Source organism: Paenibacillus vandeheii (assembly GCF_030433635.1).
In the GTDB taxonomy this organism is placed as follows: domain Bacteria; phylum Bacillota; class Bacilli; order Paenibacillales; family Paenibacillaceae; genus Paenibacillus; species Paenibacillus vandeheii.
This window is the reverse complement of sequence record NZ_JAROCD010000007.1, coordinates 266,292-280,272: the sequence shown is the minus strand read 5'-3', so window position 1 is coordinate 280,272 and position 13,981 is coordinate 266,292. Positions and strand designations below refer to the sequence as shown.

Below are 13,981 nucleotides of genomic sequence, written 5' to 3'. Positions count from 1 at the left end.
TAACAGTAGAAGCGTCTTTTTTCCATTTTAGAATGGAGGTTGGAATATGCAGGATGGCAAAAAGCATTACTATGTATCGGTAACCCATAATCTCATTGAACAGACCAAGAACGAATCAACACCGTTTGAAGTCATGGTCGACGATGAACAGTTAAATCGGCTGAAAGACTTGATGAAAGTACTCGAGGATGAAGATGCCTATACACTGCAGCGAGCTCCGGTACCCTACAAATCGGCTGATCATGACGACGCTACGGAGCAATTCTCGGATGGCATGACACTGCTGTATACCTTTCTGTATGACCATGGTACTCCGGATAGCCGACAGGCGATTGAGAGCATGAATGTACTTCCCCGGCTGCAAGATACGGATTATGATGATCCGGGATATGAGAATTCACCGCTTAATAAATGAACTCTTTTCACAAAGACTTCCTCTCCGATGACAGACCCATTGTCTGCTTCAGGAGTGATGGAAGTCTTTATTTTTTTACAGATTCAGTCCCAATAGTATCAATATTGATACTATAAACCAAAAATGATACTACTATTTATTTTTGATATTATGGCATATATTTATATATACATTAACTTATTTCTGCAAGGAGGATAACTATCGACATGGGAAATTCAATCATGATGAAAGCGTTCGGATATTACGAGCCTGGGTTAGAGGCCGACATACCGCCATTTCAGGAGGTGGAAGTGGAGAAACCAAAACCTACAGGACAGGATTTACTTATTGAAGTGAAAGCAGTATCTGTCAATCCGACGGATTGGAGGTCGCATAGTTCCAAACATTCGGACGATTTATCCCTGACCATACCTGGTCGTGACGTAGCGGGCGTGGTCTTGGACATCGGCTCCGATTGCCATTTGTTCAACGTTGGTGACGAAGTATATTATGCGGGGAGCAATACGCGCCCAGGCGGACACAGTGAGTTTCATTTAGTGGATGAACGAATTGTGGGCAGAAAGCCGAAAAGTCTGGATTTCGCTCAAGCAGCAGCTTTACCTCTGACAAGCCTTACAGCAGGAGAAGCTATTTATGAGCGCTTGGGCATCTCCAGGAATGCATCGGATAACGAAGGTAACAGTATACTTATTATCGGGGCAGCGGGAGGTGTCGGATCGATTGCTACTCAATTAGCCAAGTTGGCTGGCCTTAGAGTCATAGCAACTGCCTCTCGTCCCGACTCGATCTCATGGACAAAATCAAACGGAGCAGACCACGTAATCAATCATCATCAACCATTCGCACCCCAACTTAAAGATCTCGGACTAGCCGGGGTACAGTATATTTTCGTACTTAATCATATAGATGAGCATATGGCAGAGATGGCAGAAGTTATTTTGCCACAAGGAAAGATTTGTTCCGTTCTGCCGTTTGAAAAACCAGCCGAACTTCAAAAGTTATTTTCAAAAAGCGTAACACTCGTTTGGGAAATGATGTTCACCCGTCCGATGTTCCAGACAGATGATATGATTGAACAACATCTTCTTCTTAATGAAATCGCAGATCTGGTGAATGCCGGAAAAATTCATACAACGATGGCAGAGCGGATCGAACCAATTAATGCGGCTAACCTGCTGGATGCCTACCGAAAGAGCAAATCGGGTACTGCGATTGGCAAAATCGTGTTGGAAGGGTTTGAAAAGTAACGTTCATTCGTCTAGTTTGATCACGATCAACGAATAAACCAAAGGGTGTTGACTCTCCAAAGTTAAGACGGAGAAACAACACCCTTTTAATACTACTTTAGATTCAATCTCCTATATCAGTCCAGACGAATCTCCTGACCTTTTTCTGCTGACTCGTAGATTCCGCATAGCATCCTGGTTGAAGCCACACCATCCGCAATGGGACTGATTGGCTCAGTACCATTCAGACAACAATCTACAAAATGATCAATCTGATTCTGGAAGGCACCGTGAATATCGAGACCCTTGTAGTCTGTCTGGGGCTGGATATTCAGGATTGTATTGTGTTTCTCGGTGACGATGAGTGTCTCGGGCTCCAGTTCAAACCCACCACGCTCGCCGTATAATCTAACTGAAGATTCTTCCCCACGTGCATGCAGGGTAAAGCTCACATCTACCGCCAAAGAAGCCCCGTTCTCGAAGCGAATTAGCGCATTCGCCATATCCTCTACATTGTTGACAGCAGAACTGTAATCTGCGGCTTTGTAAAAAGAAAGATGCTCGATATGGGCACGATTGCCCAGTTTTCGATACGTATTGCCACTTACCGAAACAGGCTTCGGTTTGCCCATCAGATACCAGCATTGGTCGATAATATGTACGCCAAGATCAATGAGCGGGCCACCGCCGGAACGGTTCTTGTCCGCAAACCAGCCTCCGGGATTTCCCAAGCGTCGCAGGATAGAGGCTTTGGCATAATACAATTCACCAAACTCACCGGCATCGATGAAACTGCGCACCATCTGCATGTTATTATCATAACGACGTACAAATCCCACAACAAAGGTACATCCGCTTTTTTTCACAGCCTCTTCAATCCGCAGCGCATCTTCCACATTGGTTGCTACCGGTTTTTCCAGCAGCACATGTTTGCCTGCCTCCAGAGCCGCGATGGCAAATTCGGCATGGGTATTGTTCCACGTACAGATACTAACGGCATCCACATGCGGGTCCTTCAGCATCTCCCGATAATCGGTGTACACGGATTGTGCACTGTACTTCTCTGCGGCTGCGGCTGCACGCTGTTCGTTCAGGTCACAGATGGCGTAAATGACGGCATTCTCGTTCTTGGCGTAACACCTCATATGAAGATCCGAGATAGACCCTGTGCCAATCATACCGATATGCAGCATTTTACTCGTACTCATCCTCTTCCTCCTTACCTTTCCAGAACATGGTTATGGTCTAGTCTGCCCGGAGCATGCCTTTGTAAATCCCTGGTGTTGAATTTTCGATCTTCACGGCCCCCAGTGTCTGAGCATAGAAATCTACGGGTCCTGCCGATCCTATGATCGCGTAAGCGTAACCATCTGCCTTCATGGCGTGCATACAGGCCAGCAGTAATGCTGTACCCACACCTTTGCCCCGCGCCTCCTGACTAACACCTGTTGGACCAAAGAAATTGCGACACGTCGCCTCATAACAAGCGAAGCCGATCATTTTCCCATGCTCAAGTGCAATATAACAAGTCACAGGTTGACGTGCAAAAGCCACATCACATTCATCCACCCAGGGCTGACTAAAATGGGATCTTACCCAATCCAGCACAAGCTGCTTCTCTGGTGCAATGGCTCTTCGGATGACAATGGAGGAATCCTCCAACTTTTTGAGTCCACTCTCTTGCTCTGGCAAATGGTAAAGCGCCACCAACATATCACTCATCTGACCTTGTTCCTCCTTGTATTGAATGTTAGCAACCTCACTTGAATTCAAACCAACATCAAGACGATCCGTAATATGAATCACAGGTTATAGCACTCTCTTGAAACTTAACCCTATCTTGACGCCTGTAACCTGCAAGATGACTGATATTGCAAATTAGAACTGACACACTTCTTCCATAACTTACATAACAAGTGCAACCCTTGATCAAGTTGTCCCGTCTATAAGAATGAAGCGCGGCCCCAATTAGGAGTTTACCGCGATATAACCAAGATTAGAAGGGATGAAAATCAACAATGAACAACAACATGAAAAAAGTAAGCGCCCTGATGGTCCTGTCCTTGGCCCTGAGCGGTGGAGCTGCATATGCAGCTACTCTGGACAGTACACAACCCGTTAATTCAACCTCCGTATCCGCTGACAGCAAAGCAGCTGAAGCCGTTAAAGTATCTGTGAACGGTGCGCCAATGGCTGACGGTTATTGGAACAATGATGGTCAAGTACCCATGATTGCGCTGCGCGATCTCACGGAGGCACTTGGCATTGAACTGAAATGGAACAAGGAAAACAAATCTGCCGAATTGACCAAAGGAACGCTCTGGACACTTGTTACTACAGGCAAAGACCAGTATTCGGTCAATAAAATGCTGCTTAAACTGGGAACAGCACCCGAAATCACGGATGGCAAACTGTTCGTACCTGCTTCTTTTGCAGAAGAAGTACTGCATGGTCAAGTGAAAACAACAGGAAACCAGGTAAACATCTCTCTTGAAGAGGACGTGAAAACCGTTACTGAGCGTGGTGTCATTACAGGAATCAATAGCGAAGGCAAATATCAATCCATCCATATCGGCGGTGCAGGTACAGACGGTATCGTACTTAATGTCGGTGAGGATACTACGTTCAAATCCGCGGATGGCAAAGATATCAAACTCACTGATCTGACCATTGGTATGAACGTGGAAGCGGAGCATTCAGAGATTGCAACCCTCAGTTTACCGCCGCAAACACCTACCTACAAGGTCACTGTGCTGGATACCGTTGCTTCGGATTCCGAAGCACAATTGAAAGAGGTTCTGGGTACAGCAGGCACGATTGAAAATGTAAAAACGGCTGCAGACAACATGACCCAAATTGAAATCTCTGGCACACGCCTGACTGAGACAGCACCTGATCACGTTATTCTTAACATTGGCAAGGATACACAACTGGTGAACCATGAAGGGGAAACCATCAAAGCAGAGGAACTGACCAAAGGGGCCAAAGTCATTGGATTCTATAGCCCGGTCCTGACTCGCAGCCTGCCGCCAATCGGAACGGCTTGGAAAGTAGTCATCGAAACACCAGCCGAGCAACCTGAAGCAAAATAAGCAGCATGGAAGAACGGCTAACTGCTTAGTTCGCTGCCTTCCACGAGCATAGTGACATTATGTTCATCATGCAGAAATAACCTTGCCCCACTTCCTTTTCCATGGAGGTGTGGGTAAGGTTATTTCTCTATCCTGCGTTTTACATAATCAATGTATAAATTTCTGTGCTAAAAATTTTTCACGAAATGTATGTAATTGTGATAGCACTATTTCGTTATTTCGCCATCCGTTTCAGCTTCTGCATCAATAATCGCTTCCGCCTCAATTTCCACCATCAGCAAAGGATCGATGAGCGCACTAACCTCCACCATCGTGGCGACAGGCTGGATCTGACCAAAAAATTCACCATGAGCCTTGCCCACTTCTTCCCACCGGGAAATATCAGTTACAAACATCCGGGTTCTCACGACATGAGACATGTCTGCTCCCAATTCTTTCAGTGCATTCTCAATAGTCTGCAAAACAAATCTTGTCTGTGCATATGGATCGCCCGCTCCAACAACCACACCGTCCTGCATGGCCGTTGTACCAGCCACCTCAATTCGGTTGCCAACACGGATGGCACGGCAATATCCCACAAGCGGCTCCCATGGAGAACCCGTAAAAACCTGTTGTCTGCTCATTCTTCTTTCCCTCGCTTTAATTGTCATTTTCCTTGATTAATCTTTGAAGTATATCAGCCCACTGCCCTTCCAGACAAGCAGAATCCGTTTCTTTCCCGATTAATTCTGTGCACATCAAAAAATCCCTGTAAGACAACTCATTCACCTCGGTAAATGGCGTTCTTACAGGGACTCTTGATACTGGTAAGTTGTATGCAAAATATGAAGCAATCTGCCTACAGCTTGATATTGGCCTCGTCAAAATATTCTTCAAGTGTCAATCCGCTTTTTACGATATCTGGCGCCAGATCGGTGCCGACATAACGGATATGCCATGGCTCATACACATAGCCTGTTATATCATCCTCACCCTTCGGATAGCGGATGATATACCCGTATTCTGCTGCATGCTCGGCCAACCACTGGCCTTCTTTCGATGTGCCAAACACTTCTTCCAGCGCATTGCCCACACTTGGACTGGAAACATCAATCGCAAGCCCGGTCTGATGTTCACTGTGGCCTGGTACAGAGCTTACACGATCTGTGTATTCCTGACCTTTGGTTTTGACATTGTTGTTGTAGATCGATACTTGACGCTCATACGAACGGTATCCAGACACCGCACGAAGCTCAATGCCGTCCGCTTTGGCACCTGCAAACAGCTTCTCCAGCGCCTCGGCAGCTTCCTTGCGCAAATGACGCTTCTCATGCGGTCCGTCAAAGGAGAACGGTACGTTAGGCTCCACCAGATCACTCGGCTCGTAGCCTTCAGGCAAGCTGCGCTGTTTGTTAACGATGACGGTCATCGCCTGTGCGTTGGTCACCACAGCTTGTGTATCAATCGTCGTTTGCAGCGCACTAATACTGCGCTTCTCCATGAGTGGATCTTCTGTTGTAGCACCATTGGCTGCGTCAGAAGAACCCTCTTCTCCGGTTGAAGCATTACCGGAACCACTGTCCGTGCCTTCACTGCTATTGTCCGAAGATGAGCTGTCATCCCCACCGGTGTTGTTGCCATCTTTGCCAGTATCCTCGGTCAAATGAACCGTGGTACCATCCGACTCTTGCTGTGCGCTGCCTGCCGCGTTCAGACCCTGGTTCTCCTCTGAGCCCGAACCGTCCTGGCAAGCGGACAGCAAAGCTCCGCATATCATAAGTGAGGACAGCATAACCGCAACGTAGCGCTGTCGTCCTGTACGTAATTTCATGTAAAAACTCCTATCGCATATTGTAATAATGATTGCTGCATTCGTGCATGTGGGCTTGTCTTCCCCTGCGACAGTATACCTTAAATTGCAGCGAAGCTCCACCGTTAAAGACCCCCGTGAGAGGAGGTCACCCTAAAGATATGCCGGGTGTACAGCTTGTACGGTCGTTTTTTGGACTTTTAGAGTCGTATCCCACGGTTCTACACAAAAAAAAGCGAATTGGAAATGGGTATAACCATTTCAGATAAAAGACTTGTGCTGATGCACATCACAAACAAGCGGGGGATGATCTGAGATCTCCCCCGCTCCGAGTGGTGCATCATTTGGTTGCCGGGCTGTCCTTCTTCTTCTTTTGGACAGCCTCCCACATCCGCGCAGCTACGCGCTCGCGGATCAATGCCAGCCCTGCGGCGGCAGGCACGCCTGGCAGCAGCGCCGCCAGCTCCGGCGTCGCCGGGGCCTTGCCCGGCTGCGCCAGCCGCACCTTCACGGCGCCGAAACCAGGCCCCGGCTGGTGCATGGCGCCGTCCGCAGCTGCCTCGGCGATCCACTCGCCGACGGCTGCGCCTCCTTCGCCGCCCCGCGCTTGCGGGCGGCCGGCCGTTTCGGCTGCGCGGCCGGGGCCGCTGGGATCATGGGCAAGTTCCTCCGCCCATGATCCCAGCACGCCGGCGAGCAGTGCTTCGCGCGGCAGGCCGGCGTGCGCCAGCTGCAGCAGCGGCTCGGCCGCGAAGCGCGCAGCAATGGCGCGCTCAGCGGCCGCGACGTGCGCGCAGCCCGGGCGGCCGCAGCTGCACGCGGCTGCACCGCCCGCGCTAAGCGAGCTGCCGGCGGCGGCTGTGCCCGGCGCGGCCTCGCTTGGCGCAGCGGGCAGCAGCCCGGCAAGCTCTGCCGGGACTGGGCCGCCGCGCAGCAGCGCGTACAGCGACAGCGGTCGCTTGCGCAGCTGTGCCAGCACAGCCTCGCGTTCAGCTTCACTGAGCTGCGGCAGCGTGCCTGTTACCATGAACAAGCCTTTGGCTGATTCGGCCTTGCTTGCCGCTGCTGACGCCTCTTTGCCTGCATCAGCAGCGGCACTAACTTCTGCTGTCCATCCACCGGGGGACATATGCAGCTCTACATTCCATTTTTCGCTCACAACAATCCCCCTCCTTATCTCTACATTCTATATTCCCTATATATCTTAAAACTTACAGCCACGTCTCGCCCTGAAGCGAGATCAGGCCGCGCAGCTCATCATCCGACATTTCGGTCAACCAGTTCTCACCAGAACCGACGACTTGCTCAGAAAGCGCCTTTTTGCTCTCAATCAGCTCATCAATCCGTTCCTCCAGAGTTCCCTGACAGATCAGCTTATGCACCTGCACGTTCCGATTCTGCCCAATCCGGAATACCCGGTCCGTTGCCTGATTCTCCACCGCAGGATTCCACCACCGATCGTAGTGAACAACATGGCTCGCACGTGTCAGATTCAAGCCCACACCCCCGGCACGTAGAGACAGGACAAACAGAGACGGCCCCTCCCCTTTTTGGAAGGTTTCCACCATATCATCCCTCTGCGACTTCGACACACCGCCATGCAGGAAATACGGTTCTTCCTCATACCGCTGTGTGAGCCGGGATACGAGCAGTTCACCCATCGCCACATACTGAGTGAATATCAGCGCCGATTCACCGTTATCTCGGATCGCGTCCAGCAACTCCAACAGACGCTCCATTTTACCGGACGCCTCTGCCTTGCCATGATCCTTGCGGCCGCTGTCCGCCAGTACAGGATGATCACAGATCTGCTTCAGCTTGGTCAGAGACGACAATACAATCCCCTTCCGGGCAATACCGTTTCGTCCATCCAATCCGCCCATCAGGTCATCCACCACTCGCTGATACAGAACCGTCTGCTCTGGTGTCAGAGAACAATAGGATTTTAACTCCAGCTTCTCCGGCAGATCCTTGCGGATATCCGGATCACTTTTCAGCCTGCGCAGCATAAAGGGCGATACCAGTCGATGAAGCTCACGCAAAGATGCTGCATTTTCTTCCGACGGACCCATTCCTGTATACCGCTGGCGGAATGAAGAAGCCGTACCCAGATACCCCGGATTGAGGAATTGGAAAATGGACCACAGCTCGCTTAGCCGATTCTCCACTGGTGTACCCGTCATCGCAATACGATGCGGCGTAGATAGTCGCATGACGCTTTGCGCTTGCTTCGTACGGTAATTCTTAATATATTGCGCCTCATCCAGCACAACGGTAGACCAGTGCAGCGAAGCCAGATCCGGACCATCCCGGCCTGCCAGATGATAGGTCGTCAGCACAATATCATGGGACTGCGCTTCTGCCTGAAAAGCATTGCCATGCAAGCGTTGTCCTCCATGATGGATATATAACGACAGATTCGGGGCAAACCGTTTCAGCTCACGCTGCCAGTTCCCGAGCAACGAGGTAGGGCACACAATAAGTGCTGGCAGATGCGCATCATGCACATGTGGCTGTTCACCGTTCGCGGATCCTTCTTCCATTCCCATAAACGCTTCGTGCTCACGCGCTTCCTCAGCTGCGGCCTGCTGTTCCTCATGTTTCAAGTCCAGCAGGCAGGTAATAACCTGAATCGTTTTCCCCAGTCCCATATCATCGGCAAGACATACGCCGAAACCGAGTTCACGCATGGCGGACAACCATTGGTACCCCCGCTCTTGATAAGGTCTCAACTCGCCATGCAGCTCTGCCGGAACCTGCCGAGGCTCAATACTGCGGAGCACCTGTCCGTCGAGCAAAAAGGACAGCAGCCCCTCGGATTCCGCACCAAACACGGAAAGCCCCTTCCATGCGGTATCTTCGCCTTCCTCAGCTGCGAGATGCAGCCATTCGGAGAGTGGCATATATTGTTCTTCTTCTTTTTTCATATAACGCAGAACCTGGCGAATCTCTTTCGTATCCACTTCAATCCATTCACCGCGGAACATCACATAAGGTACTGTTGCTTCCGCAAGGGCAGCCAGCTCCTCTGCCGTAACAGGTTTCCCGTCCAGCATCGGTTCTGCCTTGAAGGCAACCAGCTGCTCCATGCCCAGTGCAGACGGCGCTCCGAGCGGTCTTTCTGTTCCGCGATTGATCATCTGCAGACGTAATCCGGCGCGGCGTTTCCCTGCACGGCTCCAGCGGGAAGGCATTAATACCGTTACCCCCGCCTTCTGTAGTCGAGGCACAGCATAGGTTAAAAATTCAAAAAAGGCTTGCTGTTCCAGCTTCATTCCTTCCGGTCGTGCATGAAGCAGCGCCGTTTCCAGCTCCGGTGCCAGTTCTGCTGCATGCCCCAGTGCCATCAGGAGCTGTTCTGCAGCTGAACTATAACAAACCTTCCCTCGATCCAGATCGCGCTCCGGATGTGCCCAGATCGTGCGTGCAGGCAATCTCAGACCAGATTCCTGCACACTATCTGCCCAGAAGGTAATCCCCCACAATGTTTCATGATCACCCAGTGGCGGTTCCAGCCGCAGTACCAGTTTCAGCTCACCTTCTGTGGGAGCCGTTTCTTCACTGCCTACCACGGGTCTCGCTGTACCACCAGCTTCTTGCAGCGTTCCAATGAGCTCTGCCATTTCTTCCGTAGGTCCCTGAACCGTCACCGGGCGGAACATCGAGATCAGACTGTTCCACCACAACTCCACTACTGGAGAGGAGCCACGCCGGAAAGATGTGCGGTAACGAGACAGTTCACTATCCATGCCTTCCATCTCACCCGTGACAACCGCGTGAACCATTCCGCTCATAAATGAAAATAATACGGCCGCTCCCGCTTCCTCCCGTGATTCCGGCTCAGTAGATGCGTATGCTCCGGGAGCAGACAATCCGATCGGCGGCATGGATTCCGCCAACTCCCGGAAACGTTCCACATCCGCTTCCTGCAGCAGACGCGGACGCCATACCCCTGTCAGCGTTTCTTGTCCGGTCCGGCGACGCGCACCCGTCTTGGCGGCAAATTCAGCAGACGGAGCAAATTCTCCGCGCAGCAGCAGTTCCTGTGTAAACTGTGCTGCTTTTACCCAGTAGCGAATCTCTTCTCCAGCCTGAATTCCTGCCGCATTCAATATACTGTCATCCCAATGGAGCAGCAGCTTGAATGTATCTTTGGGCGAGATTGCCAGTCCTTCCAACGTCCGTCCGAGTAATTGACGCCGCTTCGTACCCTTCGCTTCCGCGGCATTACGCATCGGATTGGGCCAACGAAGCTCCGCAAGACGCAGAGCGGCAGGCTGAAACAGACGACCCCCGTCGCCAAAATTCAGCTTCCTTACCACGTGGCTCCATGCATCCACACGCGGCTCCGATGTTTCACCGGAAAAACAAAAAAATACGTCACCAAGCCATACTCCATACAGCGATTGCATCATTACAGTCTCCCGTCATCCCTTCGCATTGTTACTCTCCATCATATACGAAAATGCTCGGATTTAAAAACGTTTACGCATAAAAAGTGCTACATCACTTCGAAAAAACATCTCTGAACCACTTCATACTATATTATGTATGCCTATTAAAAGGAGAAACACGCCACGCCTTTGCGTTTGAAGAAAGATGCTTACACAAAAAAAATGCCCCTTATCCCGAAAGGGGTAAGGAGCATTTTCATAATCCATTCGATATGTGCTTTGTATATGTCACTTAAGAGTTGCATTTACTGCAATCTGGTTAAGTTGCCCAGCAATACATCCAGATTAAGAATGCCTGCCTCATGATCGTCATTGTGGGCGATTTCCTTGAATATTCCTGTTGTGTAACGACGATATTCTTCTGTAGGCTCTTCAAATCGATCATATGTCACAACGGAATCCACGGAATCCACGACGAGCGGCACATAACCGTCGTGGTAAGGCACAACAATGATGCGCGTGGCAGGTGTAGGCTCCTCATCAGGCATGCCCAGCAGAACACGTACACTGACCACAGAAACCACTTTGCCGTACAGAGGTGTAAAGCCCTTGATTTCAGGACTGCCAAAAGGAACCGTGGTCACAGGGAGCATTCTGATAATTTCATGAACTTCATCAATACGAAGCGCACAAATCTGATTTCCAATCGAGAAATTAATGTATTGAACTTGAACTTCCTCATCCATAGTTATATCCAAACCCTTCTTGTTTTCAGTTTCATGGAAGTCTTGATTATCATAATCTTTACCATGAGAGTTTACTTAGCACGATATCTACACAGATCTAAGAACATGATCTCACGTTTTTCGTTAGATCCTTCATTTGCCGCTACTTGGACTGCGCGCTGCTCAAGCCTTTACTATTATATCGGTCTATGTCAGATAAATTTTTACCTGCGGAATGATGGATGTCGATTTTGTGTCCCGATGGAAGAGCAGAGAATTCGAATCGAACAACGGTCTCGACAAGGATACCCACGTCAAAAACACCTTCATGTCCACCAGATTCGCGGACAAGAAAGTGTCTTCGGTTGGTTCTTTTCAGCCTTCCTAATACAAATGACACGCCACCTGGCGTCCCGGGGAAATCTCCCTCAGATCCGGAATAACGGATCGACATTCGTCCTTCACATACGGACAACGGGTATGAAACGTACAGCCGGACGGGGGATTCTCCGGATTGGGCACGTCGCCGCCCAGGACGATCCGTTCCTTTTGCACATTCGGATCGGGAACCGGAACAGCGGACATCAATGCTTTGGTATACGGGTGCAGTGCCTCAGTGAACAACTCAGATGTGGGCGCAAGCTCGACCACTTTGCCCAGATACATGACAGCTACACGATCACTGATGAACTTGACGACGGACAGATCATGAGAGATGAACATATACGTCAGTCCGAATTGTTCCTGGAGATCCTGCATCAGGTTCAGCACCTGTGCCTGAATAGACACATCCAGCGCAGAGACCGGCTCATCACACACCATGAATTTCGGGTTCAGGGCGAGGGCACGAGCAATACCGATCCGCTGGCGTTGTCCACCCGAGAACTCGTGTGGGAAGCGGTGCGCCTGATAGGGAGATAATCCCACAACCTCCATCAGCTCTTCGATTCGGCTTTTCAGCTCGTTTTTCCCCAACTTGTGATGGGTAATCAGCGGCTCCTCCAGTGTACGTTGTACCGTCCAACGCGGATCGAGTGAGGCATACGGGTCCTGGAACACCATCTGCATATCCGTTCGGAAACGGCGCAGCTCTTCTGGGGGCAGCTTTCGTACATCCTTGCCTTCGAAGAACACCTCGCCATCCGTCGGCTCAATCAGGCGCAAAATTGCACGACCTGTGGTGGATTTGCCACAACCGGACTCTCCGACCACGGCAAGCGTCTCACCCCGCTCCACGGACAACGTAACACCATCAACTGCTTTGACGGCACCGACCTGTTTGGAGAATAGGCCCTTGCGGATCGGATAGTGCTTCTTCAGGTTTCTGACTTCCAGTATCGCACTCATATGATCCCCTCCTGCTGCAGCAGACAGCGGCAGCTGTGACTTGGTGCTGTCTCCAGTAATTCGGGCTGTATCGTCTCGCATCGTGCTTCCTTCACCGGACAACGTGGGGCAAAACGGCAGCCGGACGGCATATGGGCCGGATTCGGCACCTGACCCGGAATGGACTGAAGACGATCCTGATCTCCCGCAAGCTGTGGCAGTGAAGCGAGCAAACCGCGGGTATACGGATGCTTGGGATCGGCAAAAAGAGTTTTGACATCCGTCTCTTCCACCACTTGTCCGGCATACATCACCATGACACGGTCACACATCTCAGCTACAACGCCAAGATCGTGGGTAATCATCATGATTGCCATATTTTCCGTTCGCTGGAGGTCACGCATCAAGTCCAGAATCTGCGCCTGGATGGTCACATCCAGAGCCGTTGTCGGTTCATCCGCGATGAGCAGCTGCGGGCTGCATACCATCGCCATGGCGATCATCACCCGCTGGCGCATTCCACCTGAGAGCTGGTGCGGGTATTGTTCTGCAATTTTGTCGGGACGGGGAATGCCGACTTTGCGCAGCATCTCAACCGACCGTGCCCAAGCCTCTTTTTTGCCCAGCTTCAGATGGTATCGTGCCGCCTCGGAGATTTGTTTGCCGACTTTGAAAACCGGATTAAGTGAGGTCATCGGCTCCTGAAAGATCATCGCCATTCGGTTACCCCGAATCCGGCGAATCTCCCTTCCGGACAGCTTGAGCATGTCTTTCCCCTGAAAACGGACTTGTCCTGACGCCACACGGCCGATCTTCTTGGGGAGCAGCTGCATAATCGATAACGAGGTAATACTTTTCCCGCATCCCGACTCCCCGACAATACCCAGCGTCTCACCCTGCCGTATGGAAAGGCTGATCCCGTCCACGGCGCGGATGACGCCTGCATCCGTGATAAACTCTGTCCGCAAATCCGAAACTTCGAGCAGTGCAGTCATGTTGTTCCCCTCCCATACC

The 13,981-nt window shown here is 50.9% G+C and carries 13 protein-coding genes; 3 read left to right on the top strand and 10 right to left on the bottom strand.

The features are described 5' to 3' along the window. Nucleotides 1-46: 46 nt before the first annotated feature. A complete protein-coding gene (locus P5G61_RS15930) occupies nucleotides 47-415 on the top strand; it encodes a hypothetical protein (RefSeq protein WP_301247428.1) in 369 nt (122 codons plus the stop codon). Between the two features lie 206 nt (nucleotides 416-621). Further along, nucleotides 622-1,662 carry a zinc-binding alcohol dehydrogenase family protein gene (locus P5G61_RS15925; RefSeq protein WP_363325747.1) on the top strand — a complete coding sequence of 347 codons (1,041 nt, stop codon included), beginning with the start codon at nucleotides 622-624 and terminating at the stop codon, nucleotides 1,660-1,662. 116 nt (nucleotides 1,663-1,778) lie between these two features. On the opposite strand, the gene P5G61_RS15920 is transcribed toward P5G61_RS15925, so the two are convergent. Together P5G61_RS15920 and P5G61_RS15915 are read right to left on the bottom strand one after the other, a co-directional pair. Next, entirely contained in the window at nucleotides 1,779-2,849 is a 1,071-nt protein-coding gene (locus P5G61_RS15920) for a Gfo/Idh/MocA family protein (protein WP_301247427.1), read from the bottom strand. Nucleotides 2,850-2,886: 37 nt separating this feature from the next. Further along, nucleotides 2,887-3,447 (bottom strand): GNAT family N-acetyltransferase, encoded by a 561-nt coding sequence (locus P5G61_RS15915; protein ID WP_363325746.1) that lies wholly within the window; start codon nucleotides 3,445-3,447, stop codon nucleotides 2,887-2,889. Between the two features lie 224 nt (nucleotides 3,448-3,671). On the opposite strand from P5G61_RS15915, the gene P5G61_RS15910 reads away from it, so the two are divergent. After that, on the top strand, nucleotides 3,672-4,733 hold the full coding sequence (locus P5G61_RS15910) for a copper amine oxidase N-terminal domain-containing protein (protein ID WP_301247426.1): 1,062 nt from the start codon (nucleotides 3,672-3,674) through the stop codon (nucleotides 4,731-4,733). A 206-nt stretch (nucleotides 4,734-4,939) separates the two neighbouring features. Here P5G61_RS15910 and P5G61_RS15905 read toward each other — a convergent pair whose 3' ends face one another. The 8 genes from P5G61_RS15905 to P5G61_RS15870 form a co-directional block, all read right to left on the bottom strand. Continuing rightward, nucleotides 4,940-5,356, bottom strand: coding sequence for a RidA family protein (locus P5G61_RS15905; protein ID WP_024632153.1), 417 nt, complete (start codon nucleotides 5,354-5,356; stop codon nucleotides 4,940-4,942). A gap of 215 nt (nucleotides 5,357-5,571) precedes the next feature. Next, complete coding sequence (locus P5G61_RS15900) at nucleotides 5,572-6,543, bottom strand: M15 family metallopeptidase (RefSeq protein ID WP_301247425.1); 972 nt, start codon at nucleotides 6,541-6,543, stop codon at nucleotides 5,572-5,574. A 319-nt stretch (nucleotides 6,544-6,862) separates the two neighbouring features. After that, complete coding sequence (locus P5G61_RS15895) at nucleotides 6,863-7,681, bottom strand: hypothetical protein (protein WP_301247424.1); 819 nt, start codon at nucleotides 7,679-7,681, stop codon at nucleotides 6,863-6,865. Between the two features lie 52 nt (nucleotides 7,682-7,733). Continuing rightward, nucleotides 7,734-10,937 carry a DEAD/DEAH box helicase gene (locus P5G61_RS15890; RefSeq protein WP_301247423.1) on the bottom strand — a complete coding sequence of 1,068 codons (3,204 nt, stop codon included), beginning with the start codon at nucleotides 10,935-10,937 and terminating at the stop codon, nucleotides 7,734-7,736. 284 nt (nucleotides 10,938-11,221) lie between these two features. Continuing rightward, on the bottom strand, nucleotides 11,222-11,662 hold the full coding sequence (locus P5G61_RS15885; protein ID WP_285080777.1) for a chemotaxis protein CheW: 441 nt from the start codon (nucleotides 11,660-11,662) through the stop codon (nucleotides 11,222-11,224). Between the two features lie 142 nt (nucleotides 11,663-11,804). Continuing rightward, nucleotides 11,805-12,041 carry a hypothetical protein gene (locus P5G61_RS15880; RefSeq protein ID WP_301247422.1) on the bottom strand — a complete coding sequence of 79 codons (237 nt, stop codon included), beginning with the start codon at nucleotides 12,039-12,041 and terminating at the stop codon, nucleotides 11,805-11,807. Then, complete coding sequence (locus P5G61_RS15875) at nucleotides 12,026-12,988, bottom strand: ABC transporter ATP-binding protein (protein WP_301247546.1); 963 nt, start codon at nucleotides 12,986-12,988, stop codon at nucleotides 12,026-12,028. The genes P5G61_RS15880 and P5G61_RS15875 overlap by 16 nt, the downstream gene beginning before the upstream one ends. After that, complete coding sequence (locus P5G61_RS15870; protein ID WP_301247421.1) at nucleotides 12,985-13,962, bottom strand: ABC transporter ATP-binding protein; 978 nt, start codon at nucleotides 13,960-13,962, stop codon at nucleotides 12,985-12,987. Before P5G61_RS15870 ends, P5G61_RS15875 begins: the two co-directional genes overlap by 4 nt. Nucleotides 13,963-13,981: the final 19 nt, after the last annotated feature.